This is a genomic window from Kribbella sp. NPDC004875 (assembly GCF_042873375.1).
Taxonomy (GTDB): Bacteria; Actinomycetota; Actinomycetes; order Propionibacteriales; family Kribbellaceae; genus Kribbella.
This window is the reverse complement of sequence record NZ_JBIALI010000001.1, coordinates 772,061-793,324: the sequence shown is the minus strand read 5'-3', so window position 1 is coordinate 793,324 and position 21,264 is coordinate 772,061. Positions and strand designations below refer to the sequence as shown.

At 68.4% G+C, this 21,264-nt stretch carries 21 protein-coding genes; 9 read left to right on the top strand and 12 right to left on the bottom strand.

Features of this window, described 5'->3' with window-relative positions:
- Window positions 1-171 precede the first annotated feature (171 nt).
- Window positions 172-501 carry a tetratricopeptide repeat protein gene (locus tag ACFYRH_RS03685; RefSeq protein ID WP_387767532.1) on the bottom strand — a complete coding sequence of 110 codons (330 nt, stop codon included), beginning with the start codon at window positions 499-501 and terminating at the stop codon, window positions 172-174.
- 37 nt (window positions 502-538) lie between these two features.
- A complete protein-coding gene (locus ACFYRH_RS03680) occupies window positions 539-1,411 on the bottom strand; it encodes an aldo/keto reductase (protein WP_387767529.1) in 873 nt (290 codons plus the stop codon).
- 171 nt (window positions 1,412-1,582) lie between these two features.
- Here ACFYRH_RS03680 and ACFYRH_RS03675 point away from each other — a divergent pair, with 171 nt between their 5' ends.
- Window positions 1,583-3,091 (top strand): alkaline phosphatase D family protein, encoded by a 1,509-nt coding sequence (locus ACFYRH_RS03675; protein WP_387767526.1) that lies wholly within the window; start codon window positions 1,583-1,585, stop codon window positions 3,089-3,091.
- Complete coding sequence (locus ACFYRH_RS03670; protein ID WP_387767523.1) at window positions 3,088-3,900, top strand: polysaccharide lyase family protein; 813 nt, start codon at window positions 3,088-3,090, stop codon at window positions 3,898-3,900. Before ACFYRH_RS03675 ends, ACFYRH_RS03670 begins: the two co-directional genes overlap by 4 nt.
- 3 nt (window positions 3,901-3,903) lie before the next feature.
- Here ACFYRH_RS03670 and ACFYRH_RS03665 read toward each other — a convergent pair whose 3' ends face one another.
- The gene (locus tag ACFYRH_RS03665) at window positions 3,904-4,746 is read right to left on the bottom strand and encodes a helix-turn-helix transcriptional regulator (protein ID WP_387767520.1); all 843 of its coding nucleotides are present in this window, start codon (window positions 4,744-4,746) and stop codon (window positions 3,904-3,906) included.
- Between the two features lie 86 nt (window positions 4,747-4,832).
- Here ACFYRH_RS03665 and ACFYRH_RS03660 point away from each other — a divergent pair, with 86 nt between their 5' ends.
- On the top strand, window positions 4,833-5,579 hold the full coding sequence (locus ACFYRH_RS03660) for an SDR family NAD(P)-dependent oxidoreductase (protein ID WP_387767517.1): 747 nt from the start codon (window positions 4,833-4,835) through the stop codon (window positions 5,577-5,579).
- A 1-nt stretch (window position 5,580) separates the two neighbouring features.
- Here ACFYRH_RS03660 and ACFYRH_RS03655 read toward each other — a convergent pair whose 3' ends face one another.
- On the bottom strand, window positions 5,581-7,161 hold the full coding sequence (locus ACFYRH_RS03655; protein WP_387767514.1) for an alkaline phosphatase D family protein: 1,581 nt from the start codon (window positions 7,159-7,161) through the stop codon (window positions 5,581-5,583).
- A gap of 167 nt (window positions 7,162-7,328) precedes the next feature.
- On the opposite strand from ACFYRH_RS03655, the gene ACFYRH_RS03650 reads away from it, so the two are divergent.
- Window positions 7,329-7,556, top strand: a complete 228-nt coding sequence (locus ACFYRH_RS03650; protein WP_387767511.1) for a hypothetical protein — start codon at window positions 7,329-7,331, stop codon at window positions 7,554-7,556.
- Between the two features lie 45 nt (window positions 7,557-7,601).
- Window positions 7,602-8,081, top strand: a complete 480-nt coding sequence (locus tag ACFYRH_RS03645) for a GNAT family N-acetyltransferase (protein ID WP_387767508.1) — start codon at window positions 7,602-7,604, stop codon at window positions 8,079-8,081.
- Between the two features lie 90 nt (window positions 8,082-8,171).
- On the opposite strand, the gene ACFYRH_RS03640 is transcribed toward ACFYRH_RS03645, so the two are convergent.
- The 8 genes from ACFYRH_RS03640 to ACFYRH_RS03605 form a co-directional block, all read right to left on the bottom strand.
- Complete coding sequence (locus tag ACFYRH_RS03640) at window positions 8,172-9,251, bottom strand: hypothetical protein (RefSeq protein ID WP_387767505.1); 1,080 nt, start codon at window positions 9,249-9,251, stop codon at window positions 8,172-8,174.
- A 98-nt stretch (window positions 9,252-9,349) separates the two neighbouring features.
- Window positions 9,350-10,789: a diguanylate cyclase domain-containing protein gene (locus tag ACFYRH_RS03635; protein WP_387767502.1), complete on the bottom strand. Its 1,440-nt coding sequence runs from the start codon at window positions 10,787-10,789 to the stop codon at window positions 9,350-9,352.
- A gap of 88 nt (window positions 10,790-10,877) precedes the next feature.
- On the bottom strand, window positions 10,878-11,633 hold the full coding sequence (locus ACFYRH_RS03630) for a sugar phosphate isomerase/epimerase family protein (protein ID WP_387767499.1): 756 nt from the start codon (window positions 11,631-11,633) through the stop codon (window positions 10,878-10,880).
- Window positions 11,634-11,651: 18 nt separating this feature from the next.
- A complete protein-coding gene (locus ACFYRH_RS03625; protein ID WP_387767496.1) occupies window positions 11,652-12,467 on the bottom strand; it encodes a sugar phosphate isomerase/epimerase family protein in 816 nt (271 codons plus the stop codon).
- 5 nt (window positions 12,468-12,472) lie between these two features.
- A complete protein-coding gene (locus tag ACFYRH_RS03620) occupies window positions 12,473-13,621 on the bottom strand; it encodes a dihydrodipicolinate synthase family protein (protein WP_387767493.1) in 1,149 nt (382 codons plus the stop codon).
- A complete protein-coding gene (locus ACFYRH_RS03615) occupies window positions 13,621-14,796 on the bottom strand; it encodes a Gfo/Idh/MocA family protein (RefSeq protein WP_387767490.1) in 1,176 nt (391 codons plus the stop codon). The genes ACFYRH_RS03620 and ACFYRH_RS03615 overlap by 1 nt, the downstream gene beginning before the upstream one ends.
- Before the next feature lie 7 nt (window positions 14,797-14,803).
- Window positions 14,804-15,538, bottom strand: coding sequence for a cupin domain-containing protein (locus ACFYRH_RS03610; RefSeq protein WP_387767487.1), 735 nt, complete (start codon window positions 15,536-15,538; stop codon window positions 14,804-14,806).
- A 239-nt stretch (window positions 15,539-15,777) separates the two neighbouring features.
- On the bottom strand, window positions 15,778-17,181 hold the full coding sequence (locus ACFYRH_RS03605; RefSeq protein WP_387767484.1) for an FGGY family carbohydrate kinase: 1,404 nt from the start codon (window positions 17,179-17,181) through the stop codon (window positions 15,778-15,780).
- Window positions 17,182-17,299: 118 nt separating this feature from the next.
- Between ACFYRH_RS03605 and ACFYRH_RS03600 the strand changes: the two genes are divergently transcribed.
- From ACFYRH_RS03600 to ACFYRH_RS03585, 4 genes are all read left to right on the top strand, one after another.
- Window positions 17,300-18,193, top strand: a complete 894-nt coding sequence (locus ACFYRH_RS03600) for a nucleoside hydrolase (protein WP_387767481.1) — start codon at window positions 17,300-17,302, stop codon at window positions 18,191-18,193.
- On the top strand, window positions 18,190-19,482 hold the full coding sequence (locus ACFYRH_RS03595) for an ABC transporter substrate-binding protein (protein ID WP_387767478.1): 1,293 nt from the start codon (window positions 18,190-18,192) through the stop codon (window positions 19,480-19,482). Before ACFYRH_RS03600 ends, ACFYRH_RS03595 begins: the two co-directional genes overlap by 4 nt.
- 4 nt (window positions 19,483-19,486) lie before the next feature.
- Entirely contained in the window at window positions 19,487-20,377 is an 891-nt protein-coding gene (locus ACFYRH_RS03590) for a carbohydrate ABC transporter permease (RefSeq protein WP_387767475.1), read from the top strand.
- 83 nt (window positions 20,378-20,460) lie between these two features.
- Window positions 20,461-21,264 carry a carbohydrate ABC transporter permease gene (locus ACFYRH_RS03585; RefSeq protein WP_387767472.1) on the top strand — a complete coding sequence of 268 codons (804 nt, stop codon included), beginning with the start codon at window positions 20,461-20,463 and terminating at the stop codon, window positions 21,262-21,264.

Below are 21,264 nucleotides of genomic sequence, written 5' to 3'. Positions count from 1 at the left end.
CGCCTAGGTAGTTCACTATTAAACTACTGATACCACCCACAACGCCAATCCCCGCCCCCACATTCCTCCGGACCCCCAGCACTCACCAAACGACGACACCGACCCAGCGCCACGCGGTGCGCGGCGGGGTCGGCGTCGAATTCGAGCGGTTGGTGAGTGGCTGGGATCCGCCTAGTGCGGCTTGAGGATCTCGGCGTCGCCGGTGAGGGCGGCGGCTATTCGGCGGTGCTTGGTGGCGTTGTCGGGGCGGGACTGGCGTTCGTAGGTTCGGGCCAGCATCAGGTGGGCGTAGTACTCGGTGGGCTCTCGGCTGATGACCTCGAGGAGGTGTTCCTCGGCGGGCTTCAGGAGTGCCGCGTGGTAGTACGCCCGGGCCAGGAGCAGCCGCGTGCCGACGTCGTCCGGGGTCTCGTCGACCACCGGCCGTAGTGCGCGGATCGCGCCCCGGTAGTCGCGCTCCTCGAAGTACTGCCGGCCGAGGCCGTAGCTGAGTGCACGCATGTCTTCCATGCGAGCCTCAACGCGGCGCCGGCCTCGGTTATGCCGCGTCGAGAGTGGCGACCTGGTCGGCGGTCAGGGTGACGTCGATCGCGCTGTAGGAGTCGCGGATCGTCTCCGGGCGGCTGGAGCCGGGGATCGGGATGACGTGCGGCGACTTCGCCAGCATCCAGGCCAGCGTCAGCTTCTGCGGCGAGATGCCCAGCTCGGACGCGAGCGTCTGGAAGGCCGGGTACGTCGACCCGAGTTCAGCGGCGTTCGAGATGCCGCCGAGCGGCGACCACGGGAGGAACGCGATCCCCAGCGAGTCACACAGCTCGAGCTCGGGCTCGCTCGACCGGAACTTCGGCGAGAACTGGTTCTGGACCGACACGAGGCGGCCGCCGAGGATCTCGTTCGCCTGCTTGATCTGCTCGGGGTTCGCGTTCGAGATGCCGGCCATCCGGATCTTCCCGGCGTCGAGCAGGTCCCGGATCGCGCCGATCGAGTCCTCGTACGGCGTCTTCGGGTCCGGCCGGTGGAACTGGTACAGCCCGATCGCCTCGACGCCGAGCCGCTTCAGCGACGCCTCGGCCGCGGCGGCCAGGTGCTTCGGCGACCCGTCCTGCGTCCAGCTGCCGTCGCCGGGGCGGAGGTGACCGCCCTTGGTCGCGACGAGCACGTTCGACGTGTCGCCGCCGTACGACGCCAGCGCCTTGGCGATCAGGGTCTCGTTGTGACCGTCGTCGGTCGCGGTCAGGTGGTACGCGTCGGCGGTGTCGATCAGCGTGATCCCGGCGTCGAGCGCGGCGTGGATGGTCGCGATCGACCGGGCCTCGTCCGGACGCCCCTCGATCGACATCGGCATCCCGCCGAGCCCGATCGCGGACACCTCGACGTCACCGATCCGGCGGGTCTTGTTCGTGTCAGCCATACACCCACCCTTGCGCGCCGGGACTCAGTATTCCAACAGGAAAACTCAATCGCCCCGATCGGCACAGTTTCTGAATCGCGATCCGGCCTGGTAAGTCAAGGGCTTACAAATCGTAGAGATGTTACGTAAGAATATGGCGGAACTCTCCTGCCGGAGTGAACGGAGCCGCCCGTGCCGTCCCGTCGTACCTTCCTCCAGTTGACCGGTCTGAGCGCCGCCTCGGTCGCGCTCGGCGTTTCCGCGCCGGCCAGTGCCGACGCCACGCCGGCCCACCCGATCCCCGACGGCGCCTTCGCTCTGGGCGTCGCGTCCGGCGATCCACGCCCGGACGGCTTCGTCCTGTGGACGCGCCTCGCCCCGAATCCGCTCGCCACCGACGGTCACGGCGGCATGCCGGCGACCAACGTACCGGTGCAGTACGAAGTGGCCGAGGACGATCGCTTCCAACACGTCGTACGGCGTGGACTCGCGATCGCAACGCCCGACCTGGCGCACGCCGTCCATCCCGAGGTCCGTGGCCTCCAGCCGGGCCGTGAGTACTTCTACCGCTTCCGCGTCGGCAGTCAGCTCAGCGCAGTCGGCCGTACCAAGACGCTGCCGACGCAGGGCGATCAGTTCACCTTCGCGACCGCCTCCTGCCAGGCCTGGTACCACGGGTACTTCGCGGCGCACCGCGACATCGCCCGCCGCGCGCCGGATGCCGTGTTCTTCCTCGGCGACTACATCTACGAGTACGGAATCGTTGCCGGGGACAACTTGTGGCGCGAGGGGGTCACGGTCGGGCCCGAGCACGGCGTCGAGATCGAGACCCTCGAGCAGTACCGGTTGCGCTACAGCCTCTTCAAGACCGATCCCGATCTCCAGGCGGCGCACGCGGCCGCACCCTGGTTCCTGGTCTGGGACGACCACGAGGTGCAGAACAACTACGGCGCCGCCAACTCGCTGTACGGCGTCCCGCCCGAGCTCTTCGTGCACCGCCGCGCCGTCGCGTACCGGGCGTACTACGAGAACGTCCCGATCGCCCTCGACAGTCTCCCGAACGGCCCGGACGGCCGGATCTACCGCCGGTACGACGTCGGCTCGCTGGCCCGGGTCCACCTGCTCGACACCCGCCAGTACCGCGACCCGCTCCCCGTCGACGAGGCCGATCGCATCTCCGAGAAGCGCACGATCATGGGTGCCGAGCAAGAGGCCTGGCTGTATGACGGCCTCCGCACCTCGCGTGCGCCGTGGAACATCGTCGCGGGCGGTGTCGTCCTGAGCGCCGTCACCGACGACCGCACCGAGCAGTGGGACGGCTACCCGGCCAACCGCCGCCGCGTGCTCGAGGCGATGGGCGGTGCCGGGACCTCGGTGATGCTCACCGGCGACATCCACCGCCACGTCGCGTCGGAGCTCCAGCTCGACGACCGCACGGTCGGAGTGGAACTCGTGTGCTCGTCGGTCGGCTCCAACGGCGACGGCACCGACACCGACGCGTACGCGAAGGATTGGCTGCAGCACCCGTACATGAAGCTCTACAACGCCCGCCGCGGCTACGTGCACAGCACGATGACGCGGTCCGAACTGACCACCGAGTTCGTCAATTTCCCGTATATCCAAGCGGATGCGAACGCCCAGCCGAACGTGCTGGCCCGCTTCCGCACCGCCGTCGACGCGCCCAGCCTGGAGGCACTGTGACCAACCGTCCGCCGGCGATCACCGGCCTGCACGGCACCGGCTCCATCGGCATCGTCACGCTCGACTGGAAGCCGGTTTCCTGGGCCACCGTCGTCGACCACTACGCGGTGTACGCCGACGGCGCGCTGATCGGGAAGACCGTCTACCCGCACTTCGTCCACCGCGGCCTCGGCTTCACCGGCGTGACGAGGTCCTACGCGGTCGTCACCGTCGACGCCGCGGGCAACAAATCACCTCAGTCCCGGCCGGCCGCCGTCGCCAACCAGACCTCGGTCACCATCTCCGGTACGCCGGTCGCGACCGTCGGCACCTTCGACGGCAAGGGCTCGGAACTGGCCCTCTCGCCGAAGGGCTATGCCCAGTACCCGACCGTCTTCCCGTCCGACGTCGACTACACCGTCGGTACGTCGACTCCGGCGGCGGACTGGTCGTACTTGCTACCGGGACCCGCGGACAAGTGGGCCGGAACGAAGAATCACCGCGCCACGTTCCGGTTCGAGCTGCCCGCCGTACCGGAGCAGGATCTCGATCTGGCGCTGTGGTTGATCGACAGTCATGCCAGTCTCGCGGCATCCGCGCTGCTCACGGTCAACGGCACGGAGTTCGGCCGGTTGACGTTCGCGAACGGTGCGACGAAGGGCTCGACGATCGCGGACAGCACCTACCCGGGGTCGCCGCTCAAACCGTCGTACCTCGAGCTGCCGTTGCCGAAGGCACTCTTCCGGCCCGGTCAGAACGTGCTCGAGCTGTTCAAGGACCAGGGATCGTGGATCGCGTACGACGCGCTCGGGATCTTCGCTCGTCGATGAAGGTCAGCCGGGGAGGTCGAGCCGCTGCGTGCCGAGGACGGACAGCAGCCGGAGCGCCTCCTCGGACGGAGAGCCGGGTGTCGCGGTATAGATGATCACCTGCTGGTCGCACTCGGGGATCGCGAGGGCGTCGCAGTTCACCGTGACCAGGCCGACCAGCGGGTGCTGGAAGGACTTGCACAACGTCGGCTCGGCCGCGATCTCATGGGCGTCCCACAGTTCGGCGAACTCCGGGCTGCCGGCCTGAAGGTCGGCGATCAGCGCCTTGATCTCCGGATCGTCGGGGTAGCGGGCGGCCGTCGCCCGCAGGTGGTTGACCGAGCTGCGGGCGAAGCGCCGGCCGTCCACCACGGAGTACACGTGGTCGTCGCCGCTGAGGAACGCGCGGCGGAGCAGGTTCCGCTCCGGGCGCGAGCGGGTCGAGAAGTCCTCCATCAGGGCTGCCGCGAGGTGGTTCCAGGCGATCACCTCGTACGACGCCGAGAGCACGATCCCGGCTGCGTTCGGCAGCCGGTCGAGGAGATCGAGAATCGACTGCCGCACCTCTCGCGGCGGTCCGGCCGGCCGCACCGGCGGCGCGCCGGCCAGGTGGTGCAGATGGTTCTGCTCGGCATCGTTCAGCCGCAGTGCGCGGGACAGTCCGGCGAGGACCTCGCTGGACGGATGCGGCGCGCGGGCCTGTTCGAGCCGGGTGTAGTACTCCGTGGAGATGTACGCCAGTTGCGCGACTTCCTCGCGGCGGAGTCCCGGCGTACGGCGTCTGCGGCCGGCGGGCAGGCCGACCTCGCCAGGGGTGACCCGCTCCCGCCTGCTGCGCAGGAACGCCGCCAGTCCCGGTTTGTCCACGCCTTCCAGTGTGCCCGGTCGGGACAGCTCAACCAGGTACTACCGATGCCTGGTTACCGATCTGCCGGGCACCAAGGCTCGAAGACATGGACAAACTGCTCGACAACAAGGTCATTTTCATCACCGGCGCCGGTCGTGGGATCGGTGCCGCGGCGGCCCGGCTCTTCGTCGCCGAAGGCGCACAGGTGATGCTCGCCGCCCGCACCGAATCCGAGATCGCCGCCGTCGCCAAGGAGCTGGACGCGCGGTACGTCGTCTGCGACCTCGCCGACCCGGACTCGGTCCGCGCCGCGGTCGACCGGACCGTGGCGGAGTACGGCCGCCTGGATGCCGCCTTCAACAACGGTGCCATCGGTCAGCCGCCGGGCCCGATGGACGGCCTCGGCCAGGACGCTCTCGACCAGGTGTACGCGGTGAACTTCCGCGGCCTGTGGACGGCGATGGTCGCCGAGATCGCCGCGATCCGGGCCGGCCGCGGACCCGGCAGCATCGTCAACACCTCCAGCGTCGGCGCCTTCGCCGGCAACCCGGCGCTCCCGGTGTACGGCGCGTTGAAGCGGGGGGTGAACAGCCTCACCGAGTCGGCCGCGATCACCTACGCCCCGGAGAACATCCGGGTGAACGCGATCGCGCCCGGTACGACGCTCACCGAGATGCTGCAGGACTGGGACCGCGCGACGCCCGGCGTGATCGACGGGCTGATCGCGCAGACACCACTCGGCCGCGGCGCCGAGCCGGTCGAGGTCGCCCAGGCCGCCGCCTGGCTGCTCAGCGACCGGGCGTCGTTCGTCACCGGTGCCGTGCTGCGCGTGGACGGTGGCCTGGGCGTGTGACTCACACCTGGTGCACGTTGGCGCGGCGGTCCTCCACGACGTACGTCGCCCGCGTGCTGATCGGGGCGTTTGGCGTCTCGACGTACGGGAGCACCCGGAAGTCGGAGCGCCATTGCTTCTCGTCGACCGTCACCCGGACGTACCCGCGCTGCGAGTTGAAGAACTTCAAGTGCGGATTGGCCTGCAGGAACTGCTGCCCCTGGTCGGTCGTGTCGGCGCCGTTGCCGCCGCTGGTGATCGACGTGCCGACGAACTCGGTGCCGACCGTGGCGGAGTCCGGGTTCGCGAAGTCCCGCTTCAGTTCGAGGGCGTAGTTCTGGTGCCGGTCGCCGGTGATGACCACCAGGTTGCGGACGCCGCTGTCCTGCGCGGCCGCGAGCACCTTGTTGCGCTCGGCAACGTAACCGTCCCAGGGGTCCAGCCAGACGTGAGTCTCCGGCCCGGGCGTCCAGTCGGTCTGGCCCATCGGGGTCTGGTTGCCGATCACCTGCCAGCGCGCCTTCGAGCGGCGGAAACCATCCAGCAGCCAGGCGCGCTGCTTGCCGCCCAGCATGGTGTTGTCCGGGTCGAAGCGGTCGTCACAGGTGGACGAGTCGCCGTCGCCGCACGGCTGGTCGGTGCGGTACTGGCGGGTGTCCAGGATGGTGAAGTCCGCGAGCCGGCCGTACGGAAGGCGCCGGTGGTAACGGATCTCCGGACCGTTCGGCATCTGCTCGTGCCGCACCGGCAGGTTCTCGTACATCGCCTGGAAGGCCTGCGCCCGACGCTGCCGGAACACGGCCGGGTCCTGGTCCGGCTCGGTGTCGGCCTGGGAGATGTCGCCGGCCCAGTTGTTCTCCACCTCGTGGTCGTCGAACGTGTGGATCCACGGGTGCGCGGCATGCGCGGCCTGCAGCGGCGCCTCGGTCTTGTAGAGCGAGTACTGCAGCCGGTACCGCGCGAGGTCGAACGTCTCGGTGTGGAACCGCGGGTCGGTGGTGATGCCGCGCTTGTTCGTCTTCACGCCCGACTCGTAGATGTAGTCGCCGAGGTGGACCACGAGATCGAGGTCCTCCTGAGCCATGTGCTCGTACGCCGTGAAGTACCCGTCCTGCCACGCGTTGCACGACGCGAACGCGAACCGCAGCTCCCGCGGCGACGTCAGCGGGTGCGGCGTGGTCCGGGTCCGGCCGATCGGTGACACCTCACGGCCGGTGCGGAAACGGTAGTAGTACACGTGATCGGGCAGCAGGCCACGAACCTCGGGGTGCACCGAGTGGCCGAGCTCGGGAGTGGCGACGACACTGCCCCGGCGTACGACGTGCCGGAACGTCTCGTCGTACGCGAGTTCGTACTCGACACGGACCGGGCGCGCGGGCATGCCGCCCTTCCCGTCGGCGGCGTACGGGTCGGTGGCGAGACGCGTCCAGAGCACGACCCCGTCGTACTGCGGATCACCCGAGGCCACGCCGAGGGTGAACGGGTTGCCGGTGCCGGACGGGGCGGCGTACGTGGTCGAGGCGTCCCAGACACTGGTGCCGAGCAGCACGGCGGCCGAGCCCGCACCCCCGTAGCCGAGGAAGCGGCGGCGTGACAAGGACATGGTTCCTCCAGATGAAGGGCGGTCAGGTGGGGGAAAGCGCTGTCAGTGTTCAGTCGCAGAGTGGCGGGAAAGTTAACGAACGGCGCCGGTAAATTAACTGACGGCGACGTTACGAAGGAGGTCTTCGCTAGGCTGGCCCGAATTGCTCGCTACCGGGGAGTCACCTCATGGCCTACGAACCGTGCCGCTACGCCCAACGCTGGCCGGATCTGTTCGACCAGCTCGACGACGACCAGAAGCAGCGCGTCAGCGACGCGTTGGCGAACAACCCGGTGGAGAACTGGGAGCCGGAACGCGACGACGTCTCCGACCTCGTCGACCGCGAACTCGGCCGGATCGACACCGCGGAGTACATCCGCCGCACGATGTCGAAGGTCACCAGCGACCCGGCCTGACCCACCAGGTCCTGGCGCGCGGACCCGTGCGGGCAGGATGGGCCCATGACCGACGAACGGATTCGCCGTGCCCGGCCCGAGGACATCCCGGCGCTCGTGGAGCTGGTGTACGCGCTGGCGGAGTACGAACGTGCTCCGGAGGAGTGCCACCTGACCGAGGACCAGCTGCGGACCGCGCTGTTCGGCGACAGCCCCGCCGTGTTCTGCCACGTCGCCGAACACGACAGCCGGGTGGTCGGCTGTGCCATCTGGTTCCTCAGCTTCTCCACCTGGCGCGGCGTCCACGGCATCTACCTCGAAGACCTCTTCGTCCGCCCCGAAACCCGCGGCACCGGCCTCGGCAAAGCCCTCCTCACCGCCCTGGCCCAGGAGTGCGTCACCAACAACTACGAACGCCTCGAATGGTCCGTCCTCAACTGGAACACCCCCGCCATCGACTTCTACAAGTCCCTGGGCGCCACCCCCCAAGACGACTGGACCATCTACCGCCTCACCGACGAAGCGCTGACCAAGCTGGGTTCGTAAGGCGATCTGCAGCTCGACAGGAGGTGCCAGGTGCTGAGGTAGTGCACCTGAGCGTGATCGCTCTCCTGCGTACGGCGTCTCGCTGGTGCACTACCTGTCGAGATGCGGACGGTCGCCGAAGAACATCTGAAGCAGCTGGTCGAGCAGCCGCTGCTTGTCCGCGAACGGTCCGGTTGCCAGCCAGATGGTCTGGACCGCAGACTTGAACGGGTCCTCGGAGAAGGTCGCTGTGACCAGCGTCGAGGTGTTGTCGAGGGGATCGCGGTCGTCGAACCAGCCGTGCATCCGGGCGACGAATTCGCTGGTCGTGCGGTTCTCGATCCCTGGTTCGACGGGCGGCCGCGGTCCGTTGAGTGTGTCGAACCAGTCGGCGCCGCTGTCCATCCGCTCCAGGATGCCCGCGATCCGTTCGTCGGCGGCGTACCCGGCCTCCTCGCACGCGCGCCGCGCCGCCCATCGCGCTATCGCCCGCAACGTCTGCGGGGAGGATTGTTCGAGCCCATCCACGAGAGCCCGGTCCAGCTCCGACAGCTCGCGGCCGTACCTGGTGGCCTCGATCCGTTCGCTCGGCAACGTCCCGCCGTAGGCGGCAGCCCGCTCGGCAAGCCGCTGCTGTTCCGCCTGTCGCGCCAGTTCCTTCTTGCGTTCGGCGAGCTCGGCCGGCGTCGGCTGCTCACGGGCGAATCCATGCCAGTACGCCGCCTGTCGACTGGTCTGCTTCACCACGCGATCGGGGACGGGGGGTGCGGGCCAGAACTGCAGTAGGTATCGGTCGACCAGCGGCTCGCCGTCCATCGGCGGTCCGGCCTGGTGGCCCGCGTCCATGCCCCAGCCGGAATACCGGACCCGGTAGTCCACCCCGGGCTCGAGTTCGAGCGGCCATGAACCACCGTCGCCCGCCCAGGTGACGAGTGCGGCTTCGCCGATCGGCCGGTACGACGCCTCGACGACGTCCTCCGCGCTGTACTCGACCGAAGGCATCGCGTCGTGGAGTTCGACCGTGAACCCGACATCACCGGTGTGCAGGCCGGTGATCAGGAACAAGGTCCCCGGCACAGCAGCCCCGCACAACCCGTTCTGCTGTCCCGCGAAGCATTCGCCGAGGTCGGCGTGGTTGTCCGCGCTGTGCACGTAGATCTGTGCGTAGGCGACCCACGCCGGGCCGCTCATGAGTGTGCGCAAGGTGGTCCCCCAGGTCGTGCGACTGGAGACCTTTCAATCACATACCAAGGGTCAAGGCCCGCTGCCGTTCCTCGGCGCGATGCAGCCTACGGGCGGCGGTGTTTGGCGGTGTACATGGCTTGGTCGGCCTGGTGGAGGAGGGCGTCGAGGTCTGTGGTGGTGGGGGTGATGGGGACGGTGCCGACGCTGGTGGTGACTTTGACCGCGATGTTCGGGAGGGGGCGGCTGACGGCGGATTCGAGGCGGGTGATGAGGGCCGTGAGGTCGTCGCCGGCGATGTCTTCGGCGAGGACGGCGAACTCGTCGCCGCCCAGGCGGGCCACGGTGTCGCCGTGCCGGACGGCCGAGCTGAGGCGGGTGGCGATCTCGCGGAGCGCGCGGTCGCCGGACTCGTGGCCGTAGCCGTCGTTGACGAGTTTGAAGTGGTTGAGGTCGCAGAACAGCAGCGCCCCGGGGCGGCCGGTGACGCGGGTGCGTTCGAGCACCTTGGCGAAGCGGTGCTGGAGGAGCCGGCGGTTCGGGAGGCCGGTGAGTGGGTCGTGGGCGGCGTGGTGGCGGAGTTCGCGTTCGGCGTCCTTGCGGGCGGTGACGTCGTCGATCTGGACGAGCAGGATCCGCGGCTGTCCGGCGCCCTGCTCGACGAGGGCCGCCGTACCGCCGAGCCAGATCTCGTTGCCGCTCGGCTGGGTGAAGATCCGCTCGAAGCGGTACGCGCCGCTGCTCGCGGCGAGGTTCTCCAGCTCGTGCCGGGTCTGGTCCGGCTCCTGGTCGCGGAGGAACGTCGCCATCCGCGCCCCGAGCAGCTGGTCCGGGGTGTACCCGGTGATCCGGCAGAAGGCGTCGTTGACCCGCAGGATCCGCCCCAGCTCCGGACCGTCGAAGGCGATCGTCGCCATCCCGTTGCCGGCGCCCTCGAAGACCAGCCGGAAGGTCGCCTCGCTGGCCTCCAGCCGGGTCTTCTCGGCGCGCAGCTGATCGGTCAGCCGGGCCCGGTCGATGGCCAGCCCGGCCTGGGTGGCGAAGATCTCCAGCAGTTCGCGGTGTACCGGACCCGGCCGCCGCTGGTCCTCCGGCAGGTCGACCGCCAGCATCCCGACCAGCTCACCGTCGGAGGAGTACAGCGGCGCGAACAGGGCGTCCAGCGGGTGCCAGGCGTCCGGGTCGTCGGACACCGGTACGTCGGGCACCCAGCCGGTCACCTCACCTTCCGGCAACCGCTCGTGGGGCACGAACCGGAGCTTGCCCCACGCGTCCGCGATCGCGAACTCGGTGTCGAAGATGTCCGGAGCGCTGACCCGGCCGAGCAACGCCGACCGGGCCTCCGGCGACCCGGCCACCGCGATCACCTCGAACTTCCCGTCCGGGTGCCGCAGGTTGAGTACGGCGATCCCGAACCCGAGCCCGGTCACGACCCCCTCGACGACCGCCTGGAGGGTCTCGGCCAGGCTCCGCCCGGCACCCATCCGGGTGCTCACCTCGTACAGGCGCCGGACGGCGGTCAGCCGGACCGTGGGATCGATCTGCACGGATCGAGCTTAGGCCGGTCTCACCGGGTGTGAGCCAGATGTCACCGGAATTGATCCGGTTAAGCGCTCGTTCTCACATCCCCGATTCTCAGTACCGGAGCTCGGTGAGCCCGCGGTAGCTGCGCTCGGCGGACTTCCAGGCGTCGGCCGGCTTGTCGTGCTCGACCAGGTACTGCTGGACGCCACCGGACTCCGCGTGCGCGAACATCGCCCCGAAGTCGAGCTTGCCGGCGCCGACGTCCTCCCACGAGCCGTCCTCGGCCATGTCCTTGACATGCAGCGCCGGGAAGCGGCCCGGGTGTTCCTGGAACAGCTTCGCCGGGTCGTGCCCGCCGTCGACCGCCCAGTACAGGTCCAGTTCGAATCCGAGCAGTTCCGGATCCACCCCGAGCAGGATGTCATACAGGACCTGTCCGTCGATCTCGTCGAAGTCGTGACCGTGGTTGTGGAACAGCAACTTCAGCCCGGCGTCCCGCGCCGCCTTGCCGGCCTCGGTGAACGCGGCCGCCGCGGTCTTGAAGCCCTCGACCGAGTGCAGTTCGCGCGGGATCGACGGTACGACGGCCCACTGCGCACCCAGCGTCTTCACATCGGCGAGCGCACCCGCCCAGTCGTCGCTCATCCGTGCGTACCCGACGTGCTCGAGCACGATCGGGAGCCCGGCGTCGTCCGCGAACCCACGGATCTGCTCGGCCGTGTGGTCGAACCGCCCACTCACCCCCACCGTGCGGTAGCCGATGTCCGCGAGCCGCTTGAGCGTCCCCGGGTAGTCCTCGGCCAGTACGTCGCGCATTGTGTAGAGGTGCATGCCGATACCGTCGGCGGGAATGGTCCGGTCAGTCATAAAGCGAGTCAGCTCCTTCTAGATGACGTGTTCTCGGTACCTCGCCAGCGCCAGGTCGAAGACTTCCTGTCCCGGCGCGTCCCACAGCTTCTGGTTGAAGATCTCGACCTCGATCGGCCCGTCGTACCCGGCCGTGTCGCAGGCCTCGCGCAACCGGCGCAGCTCGATCGCGCCGTCGCCCATCATGCCCCGCCCGAGCAGGGTGTCCGCCGGGAGCGGGACCACCCAGTCGCTCACCTGGTAGGACAGGATCCGTGCACCGGCGCGCTCGATCTGCCGGTACACGTCAGCGTCCCACCACAGGTGGTATGCGTCGACGATCACGCCGACCTGGTCGACCGGGAACTGTTCGGCCAGGTCGAGTGCGCCGCCGAGCGACGACACCACGCACCGGTCCGAGCAGAACATCGGGTGCAGGGGCTCGATCCCGAGCCGCACTCCACGTTCGATCGCGTACGGCGCCAGTTCGGCGAGCCCGTCGCGCACCATCGCGCGGGCGCCGTCGAGATCCCGTGAACCGGTCGGGAGGCCGCCGCTCACCAGCACGAGCACCGACGTACCGACGGTCGCGGCCTCGTCGATCGCGCGCCGGTTGTCCTCGATCTTCGCCTTCCGCTCGGCCGGGTCCGTCGCGGTGAAGAAGCCGCTGCGGCACAGCGACGACACCTTCAGGCCCGCGTCCGCGACCAGCTTGGCTGCGCGCTCGACGCCGTACTCCTGGATCGGCTCGCGCCACAGGCCGATCCACTCCAGCTCCGCCTTCGCGCTGGCCGCGACGACGTCCTCGAGCGGCCAGTACTTCGTGGTCGCCTGGTTCAGGCTGTACCTGTTCACGCTGTTCACGCGTCGACCCCACTCACCCGGAGCAGCTGCCGGAACCGCTCGACAGCCAGCTCGGGGTTCGTCAGTACGCCGGCCTGGTCGGCCAGCCGGAACGTGTCGGCCAGGTGCGGCAGCGACCGTCCGGTCTGCAGTCCACCGACCATCGTGAAACCGGGCTGGTGCCCGTTCAGCCAGGCCAGGAAGGCGATCCCGGTCTTGTAGTAGTACGTCGGCGCCGAGAAGATCTGCCGCGCCAGCGGGACGGTCGGCGCGAAGATCCGCTCGTAGGCGTCGAGATCGCCGTCGTCCAACGCCTTCAGGGCGGCCGCCGCGGCGGGGGCGATCGCGGCGAAGATGCCGAGCAGGGCGTCGGAGTGCGCGCTGCCGTCGCCGCGGATCAGCTCAGGGTAGTTGAAGTCGTCGCCGGTGTAGAGGCGCACCCCTTCGGGGAGGCGGTTGCGCAGAGCAACTTCCTTCGCGGCGTCGAGCAGCGAGATCTTGATGCCGTCGACCCGGTCCACGTTGTCGTTGATGAGACCAACGACCGTCTCCAGCGCCGACTCGAACGATCCACTGCCCCAGTAGCCCTCGAGGGCGGGGTCGAACATCGGGCCGAGCCAGTGCAGGATGACCGGCTTGGTGGACTGGGTCAGCAGACGGTCGTACACCTTGCGGTAGTCGTCAGGCGACCCGGCAGCAGCGCACAACGCCCGGCTCGCCATCAGAATCGGCTGAGCCGAGGCGTCCTCGGCGACCGCGAGCTGCTCCTCGTACGCGGCGACAGCGGCGTCCAAGGTGTAGTTGTCAGTTGCGAGTTGATCCGTGCCCACCCCAACCGCGATCCTGCCGCCGGGCGCCTCAGCCGCAGAGCGCCGGATCAGCTCTTGCGTCGCCGGCCAGTCCAGGCCCATCCCGCGTTGCGCCGTGTCCATCGCCTCCGCGACCGACAACCCCAGCGACCACAGATGCCGCCGGAACTCCAGCGTGTGTTCCCAGTCGATCACCGCGGGCGCCCCCGGCGAGTTGTCGCCGAGCGGATCCGCGACCACGTGCGCGGCCGCGAAGGCCAGCCGTGAGCCGGCCGGCGCATAGTTGCCCGACGCAACCGGCGTACCGGTCAACCGGTAGGACGACAAGGCGCCGTCCAGGGGAAGTCTCAGTTCCATCAGTTGGCCTTCAGGTCCAGCTCGGGGACCTCGAGCTTGCGGCCCTCGTGCCAGGACTTCAGGCCGAGCTCGGCCAGCTGGACGCCCTTCGCAGCCTCGACGAAGTCCCAGGTGAACGGGGCGTCGTCGACGACGTGGCGCAGGAACATCTCCCACTGCACCTTGAACCCGTTGTCGAAGTCCTCGTTGTCCGGCACGGTCGCCCACTGGTCACGGAACTTCTCGGTCGCCGGCAGGTCCGGATTCCACACCGGCTTCGGTGTCGCGGACCGGTGCTGGGCGCGGCAGTTTCGCAGCCCGGCGACCGCGGACCCCTCGGTGCCGTCCACGTGGAACTCGACCAGCTCGTCCCGGAACACCCGCGTGGTCCACGACGAGTTCAGCTGCGCGACGATCCCGCCTTCCAGCTCGAACACGCCGTACGCCGCGTCGTCCGCGGTGGCCGTGTACTCGTCGCCGTTCTCGTCGACCCGGGTCGGGATGTGCGTCGCGCCCTGGCAGTACACCGACTTCACCGGGCCGAACGTCTGGTCGAGCACGTACCGCCAGTGGCAGAACATGTCGAGGATGATGCCGCCGCCCTCTTCGGACTTGTAGTTCCACGACGGCCGCTGCGCCTCCTGCCAGTCACCCTCGAAGACCCAGTACCCGAACTCGCCGCGGACCGAGAGGATCCGGCCGAAGAACCCGCCGTCGATCAGCCGCTTCAGCTTCCGCAGGCCGGGCAGTGACAGCTTGTCCATCACCACGCCGTTCTTGAGTCCGGAGTCGACGACCAGCTTGGCCAGGTCGACGGCCGCGTCGAGGCTCTCGGCGATCGGCTTCTCGCAGTAGATGGCCTTGCCGGCCTCGACCGCGGCGCGCACGCCCTTCTCCCGCAGCTGGGTGAGCTGGGAGTCGAAGTAGATCTCCACGTCGGGCTCCGCGAGCGCCGCGGCCAGGTCGGTGGTCCACCGCTCCAGGCCGTACTGCTCGGCGATCCGGCGCAGCTTGGCCTCGTTGCGGCCGACCAGGATCGGTTCCGGGATGATCATCGTGCCGTCGGCGGCGGGCAGTCCACCCTGCTCCCGGATCGCCACGATGGAACGCTCGAGGTGCTGGCGCAGGCCCATCCGGCCGGTGACGCCGTTCATCACGATGCCGATGCGTCGCTCGTTCACAGTCTTGCCTCTCACGCTCGGTTCACGCTTGGGTGTCGTAGATGTCGAGGTGGCCGCACATGCCGTGGCGGCCGCCCTCGGTGGGTGTCGGAAGGTGGTGCAGCTCGGCGTCCCGCAGGTGCGGCGCGGTGCCGGCCTCCAGTGCGTCGAGGGCGGCGCCGGTCTGGTCCGCGAGTCGCCGGGCGCCCTGCTCCCAGCGTGCGCGCCAATCGGCCAGTTGCGGCCGGACAATTCGGATCGCTGCCGCGAAGAAGTCGTCCAGCGCCGACGGACCTTCGGCTTCGTACCGCCCTCGCAGTACGGCGAATCCCTGCAAGGCAAGGTCGCGCCGGGCGATCGCGGACGCCGTCCGGTCCGCACCCGTACCGGTGAGGGCGGTCGCTTTCAGGTACGTCGTCCGGTCGGTGAGGTACTCCGGTGGCATGGTCATCACCGCGTCGCCGGCCTCGGGGAGACCGGAGTTCGACATCAGGGTGAGGATCTGCAGCTCGCCGCCGTTGACGAGCCGGTGGATCGTGCCGGGTTCGAACCAGACGACGGTGCCGGTCCGCAGCGGCGTCTCGGTGTAACCCTTCGTGGTCAGGGACTGCACGGTGCCGGTCCCCGTGACCACGTAGTACCCCTCGGAGCAGGCCAGATGCACGTGGGGAGTGCCGCCGGTGAGGCCGTCCGGAGCCTCGGCGTCGTACACCGTGAGCTTCGAGATGCCGATCCCGCCGGGCAGCGCCAGTGCGGCGCCGGACTCGAGCTCGCACATGTCGCCTCCCCTGGTTCGGGCTGGGAAAGGGCTTTCCAAGCCTGTGACGGGAAGCTTAGGTGCGGCATCACACCCAGTCAACCTGCAACGGAAAGCGATCTCCGCACAGTCGCGCGCACAGTCGCGCGCACAGCCGAGCGCTCAGCGGGCAACAGGCCGCATCGCGCCGGCGTGACCGACGACGGCGTCAGCCCGCTGTTGCAGACAGGGTCATCGGGCCGAGGTGACGGACAGTGGCGTCAGGCTGGGGTGACCCGCACTCCCGCGACCGCGGTCGCCCACTCGGCGCGGCGGCGGGTGCGTTCGGTGTCGTCGAGGCTGGGCTCGAAGCTGCGACTCGTACGCTTCTGGGCCCAGCCGGTCGTCTCTCCGAGCGTCGTCCACGCCAACTCGGCCGCGCCGAGCGCGGACACCTCGGCGATCTCGGCGGCCTGTACCGGCGCGCCGAGCAGATCTGCCTGCGTCTGCATCAAGAGCCCGGACACCGTCGCCCCACCATCGGCCCGCAGACTGCCCAGTGGCCCGGGGATCGTGTCCGCGATGTCACAGATCTGATGCGCCACCGCGTCGACCGCGGCCCGTGCGACATGCGCCCGCGTCGTCGAGCTGCTCATTCCTGTCAGCGCCGCCCGTGCCTCGCGATCCCAATGCGGTGCGCCCAGCCCCGCGAACGCCGGCACGAGTACGACGCCATCCGCCGACGGCACGTTCGCGGCCAGCTCGACGAGGGCCCCGACATCGGGCAGCCCGAGCATCGACGCCGTCCACGCCAGCGCCGCGCCGGACGAAACGATGTTCCCCTCGAGCGCGTAGACCGGCCGATCCGTCAGCCAGGCAAGCGTGCAGCCGCTCGCGACGAACCCGTCCACCGGCGTCATCACCGACGACCCGGTCCCGTACGTCGCCTTCACCATCCCCGCCTGGGTACACCCCTGCCCGTACATCGCCGCATGCGAATCCGCGAGTACGGCGACAATCGGAATCCCGTCGCGAAGTCCGGGAACGCCTTGCGTGACACCGAACCCGGCGTTGGACGGACGCACCTCGGCCAAAGCGGACCGCGGTACGCCGAAGGCGTCCAGCAGCTCGTCCGACCAGCCGAGGCCGACCGTGTCGTAGAGCAACGTACGAGAGGCGTTGCCTGCCTCGGTCAGGTGCTCACGGCAACCAGTCAGGCGATGGATCAGCCAGGCGTCGACCGTCCCGACCAGTGCGTCGGGTGAACGGTCCAGGAGCCGGCGCATCTTCGGGGCCGAGAACATCGCGTCCACCCGCAGTCCGGTTCGACGGCGGACAAGATCGTCGACCTCCGGGGGGAGCCGGTCGCACCATTCGCTCGTCCGGACATCCTGCCAGCCGAGGACCGGTCCGACCGGTTCACCGCCGCGGTTCCAGCCGACGACGGACTCACGCTGAGTGGACAACGCGATCCCGACGACTTCGATGCCAGGCCTGAGGCACGCGGAGATCGCGCGCAACACGCTCTGCCACAGGTCTTCGGCGTCCTGCTCGACCCAGCCGGGTCGGGGCGTGGCCAGCCCGACCGGCGCCGAGCCGGTCGTCAGCACACTCCCGTCGGCGCCGACCAGGACCGCCTTGGAGTTCGTCGTGCCCTGGTCGACCGCCAGTACCGCCTGGACCATTCGCCCCTCCAAGTTTCAACCGAAGTCTTGACGGGACTGTAGCGCCGTAGCGACACTCAGGGCGACAGGCTATGCACTACTGAATATCTATTCAAACAAAGAACCGGAGGAGAGCCGCGTGAAGCCGAGCAGACGCCGGGTGATCATCAACACCGATGCCAAGAACGAGGCGGACGACCAGTTCGCGATCGTCCACGGGCTGTTGTCCCCGACCTTCGACGTCCGCGGCCTGATCCCCGCGCACTTCGGCACCCACCGGTCGAACCGGAGCATGGAGGAGTCCCGCGAGGAGATCGACCTGCTCCTGGACCTGCTCGACCTGACCGGGAAGGTGCCGGTCGCGAACGGCGCCGCCACCGGCATCCCGGACGAGCAGACCCCGCTGGACTCACCGGGCGCACGGCTGATCATCGACGAATCGAAGCTGGCCGGCGCCAACGACCCGCTGTTCGTGTCGTTCCTCGGCCCACTCACCGACATGGCGTCGGCGATCCTGCTCGACCCCGAGATCGTGCACCGGAACGTGATCGTGGTCTGGATCGGCGGTCGCGGCTACAACGGCTACGCGGCCGACCACCGGATGGAGTTCAACCTGTCGAACGACGTCCACGCGGCCAATGTCGTGTTCGGGTCCGGGATCACCGTCTGGCAGGTCCCCAGTGATGTCTACACCAAGGTTTCGGTCGGTTACGCCGAGCTCGAGGAGAAGATCGGCGACGCCGGTCCGCTCGGCAAGTACCTGATCGACCAGTTGATCGAGTGGAACGCGACGTACCACGGCGAGCCCATCGAGTCCCGCTCCCTCGGGGACTCGCCGGCCATCTCCTTGATGCTCTACCCGCACAGCGGCAGTTTCCGGACCCGTCCGGCGCCGCGCTTCGGTGTCGACGGCTGGTATCTGCCCGGCACCGACAACCCCATCCAGGTCTGCGAGCAGGTCGACGTGCGCTTCCTGCTGGAGGACATGTTCGCCAAGATCCGCCGCTTCGCCCGCCAAAGGAGCACGCAATGAGCAACCTCAGCCGCCGGGGATTCCTCGGCCTCACGTCCGCCGCCGCGCTCGGCGCCGGTCTGTCCGCCTGCACCGGCGGTGGTACTTCGACCGGCGGGGGAGCCACTCAGGCGGCGTCGAACAACCTGCGCCTGTTCACCTACGAGGACGACTCGACGATCGGCTTGCTCAAGGCGCAGGTGAAGAAGTTCGACGAGGCCAACGGGACCACCACAACGGTGGACAGCCTGCCGGGGTCCGGTGCCGCGGTGTATCCGGACAAGCTGCGCACCGAGCTGCTCGGTGGCAAGGGTCCGGACGTGTGGCGGATCTGGGGTGGGCAGATCGGCAGCCCGTTCGCGAAGGCGAAGCAGGCGCTCGACCTCTCGCCGTACTACTCCAGGTACGGCTGGGACTCGAAGCTCAGCACGACCGCCATCTCCGGTATGACATTCGACAACGTGAAGTCCGGCGTACCGTTCGTGCAGCTCGGGTTGGGGGCCTGGTACAACAAGTCGCTGTTCGCGAAGGCGGGCGTGAGCGCGCCGCCCACGACGTACGCCGAGCTCGAGGCTGTGAACGACAAACTGGTGGCTGTCGGTGTCACGCCGTGTGGGCTCGGAGGTAAGTACGGCTGGGACATCATGCGGCTGTTCGAGTACCTGCTCGAGCACACCGCCGGGCCGGAGCTGCACGACAAGCTGCTGACCGGTGGCGAGAGCTGGGACCGGCCCGAGGTGGTCGAGGCGTTCACGCTGTTCAAGAAGTGGCAGGACAAGAAGTGGCTGCCGCAGGGCGCTCTCGGTCTGGACCCGTCCGATGTCGAGCCGTGGTACGTGCAGGGCAAGACGGCGTACACGATCGCCGGGCAGTGGACCGAGGCCGGCGCGATCCTGTCGGCGAAGAAGAGCCCGTCGGGCTTCGGTAACTTCGAGCTGCCGACCGACAAGACCCCCGCGCGGCACTCGGGCTTCGTCGAGGGGTACATGATCAACGCCAAGACCGGCAACGCCGACAAGGCGGCCGCGCTGATCGACTTCATCGTGCAGCCCGCGAGCCAGAAGGCGATGAACATCACCGCCTCGACCGCGAAGGGCGCCGAGCCGGACCCGAAGTCGCTGCCGTTGTCGGCCGAGTGGTCGCAGAAGTACGGCGGCAACCCGTTCTACACGATCCAGGACCAGGCGTTCCCGAAGAAGCAGGCCGACCAGTACTTCAGCGTGCAGAGCGACCTGCTGCAGGGCAAGGTCGCCCCGGACGCGGCCGCGAAGAAGATGCAGGAGATCATCTCCGCCTGGGCGAAGAGCTGAGCGCATGGCCGGCACAGTCGCAATCAAACGTGGTGGCCGCTGGTCACCCTGGCTCTTCGCGATCCCGGCGCTGGCGGTGTACGTCGCGTTCCTGGTGTACCCGGCGGTGTCGTCACTGTGGTTCAGCCTGACCAACTGGGACGGCCTGAGCGCGACGTACAAGTTCGTCGGGCTGGACAACTACTTCAAGCTGCCCAGCGACCCGGTCGTGGTGACCGCGGTCCGGAACAACCTGATCTGGACCGTCGTCACGATCGCCGTCCCGACCGTGATCGGCCTGCTGCTGGCGATCGCGCTGAACGGAAAGGTGCACGGCAAACCGATCCTCCGCCTGGTCTTCTACACGCCCGCCGTCCTGCCGCTGGTGTCCATCGCGAGTATCTGGGGCTGGCTCTACAACCCGCAGTACGGCGCGATCAACTCGTTCCTGCGGATGATCGGGCTCGATGGGCTGGCGCAGGCATGGCTCGGGCAGGACTCGACCGCGCTGTGGGCCGTGATGGTACCGGCGATCTGGCTGCGGACCGGGTTCCCGATGCTGCTCTACCTGGCCGCCCTCCAGGGCATCCCGCAGGAGCTCTACGAAGCCGCGACCGTGGACGGTGCGACCAAGTGGCAGCAGTTCTGGCACGTGACGATGCCGAGCCTGCGGCCCGCGCACTACATCGTGCTCGCGCTGTCCCTGATCGACTCGTTCAAGGTCTTCGACCTGATCTACGCGATGACGTACGGCGGTCCGGGTACGTCGACGCAGGTGATGGGGACCTGGATGTACTTCAACGTCTTCCAGTACTACCAGGCCGGCTACGGCACCGCGATCGCCGTGGTGATCACGCTGGTGGCCATCGCTGTCGGCATCCCGTACGTCCGCTCCCAGACGCGGGAGGCCTCATGACCCTCACAGCCCAAGCGCCAGTCGAGCTGCCTGTGGAAACCCTCAACTCCACCAGTTCCGGGCCAAAAGGACGTCGAGGCCTGGTGACAACACTCGTGCTGGCAGTCATAGCCCTCTTCTGGATCTCACCACTTGCCCTCCTGGTCATCACCGCGGTACGCCCCCTGTCCGACTTCATCGGCAACGGCCCGCTCTCCTGGCCCGCGGACTTCACCTGGAAGAACTTCTCCGACGCGTGGGACATCGGCAACTTCGCCACGACGTACCGCAACAGTGCCGTGCTGGCGGTCATCAAGGTGCCGCTCGGTGTGCTGGTCTCGGCGATGCTCGGGTTCGCGCTGGCCAAGCTGCGGATGAAGTTCCGCCGGACGGTGATGTTCTCGGTGTTCCTCGGGCTGACCATCCCGATCTACATCACGATCGTCCCGGTCTTCATCATGATGCGCTCGGCCGGTGCGACCGACAGCATCTTCGGGCTGATCGGGCCGTACCTGGCGTTCGGCATCCCGTTCGAGGTGCTGGTGCTGCAGTCGTTCTTCCGGCAGATCCCGGACGAGATCATCGAGGCCGCCAAGGTGGACGGTGCCGGCGACTGGCGGGTGTTCTTCACGATCATCCTGCCGCTGTCGGTGCCCGCCCTGGTCACGGTGGCGATCCTGGACGCGGTCGCGACCTGGAACGAGTTCCTGTTCGCGCTGATCCTGCTGAACTCCGACGCGCACAAGACCATCCCGGTGGGACTGCTGAACTTCCAGGGCCAGTTCGCGAACAACAACACCGGCCTCGCGGCAGGCATCCTGATCGCGGTGGTGCCGATCCTCATTGCCTACACCCTGCTTCAGCGCTGGATCGTCGGCGGGCTGACCGCCGGCTCTCTCAAGGGCTGA

Coding starts and splice junctions, on each gene's coding strand:
- ACFYRH_RS03685 (WP_387767532.1), bottom strand. CDS start 501: ATGCGTGCACTCAGCTACGGCCTCGGCCGGCAGTACTTCGAGGAGCGC.
- ACFYRH_RS03680 (WP_387767529.1), bottom strand. CDS start 1,411: ATGGCTGACACGAACAAGACCCGCCGGATCGGTGACGTCGAGGTGTCC.
- ACFYRH_RS03660 (WP_387767517.1), top strand. CDS start 4,833: ATGGACAAACTGCTCGACAACAAGGTCATTTTCATCACCGGCGCCGGT.
- ACFYRH_RS03655 (WP_387767514.1), bottom strand. CDS start 7,161: ATGTCCTTGTCACGCCGCCGCTTCCTCGGCTACGGGGGTGCGGGCTCG.
- ACFYRH_RS03650 (WP_387767511.1), top strand. CDS start 7,329: ATGGCCTACGAACCGTGCCGCTACGCCCAACGCTGGCCGGATCTGTTC.
- ACFYRH_RS03645 (WP_387767508.1), top strand. CDS start 7,602: ATGACCGACGAACGGATTCGCCGTGCCCGGCCCGAGGACATCCCGGCG.
- ACFYRH_RS03640 (WP_387767505.1), bottom strand. CDS start 9,251: ATGAGCGGCCCGGCGTGGGTCGCCTACGCACAGATCTACGTGCACAGC.
- ACFYRH_RS03630 (WP_387767499.1), bottom strand. CDS start 11,633: ATGACTGACCGGACCATTCCCGCCGACGGTATCGGCATGCACCTCTAC.
- ACFYRH_RS03620 (WP_387767493.1), bottom strand. CDS start 13,621: ATGGAACTGAGACTTCCCCTGGACGGCGCCTTGTCGTCCTACCGGTTG.
- ACFYRH_RS03610 (WP_387767487.1), bottom strand. CDS start 15,538: ATGTGCGAGCTCGAGTCCGGCGCCGCACTGGCGCTGCCCGGCGGGATC.
- ACFYRH_RS03605 (WP_387767484.1), bottom strand. CDS start 17,181: ATGGTCCAGGCGGTACTGGCGGTCGACCAGGGCACGACGAACTCCAAG.
- ACFYRH_RS03595 (WP_387767478.1), top strand. CDS start 18,190: ATGAGCAACCTCAGCCGCCGGGGATTCCTCGGCCTCACGTCCGCCGCC.
- ACFYRH_RS03590 (WP_387767475.1), top strand. CDS start 19,487: ATGGCCGGCACAGTCGCAATCAAACGTGGTGGCCGCTGGTCACCCTGG.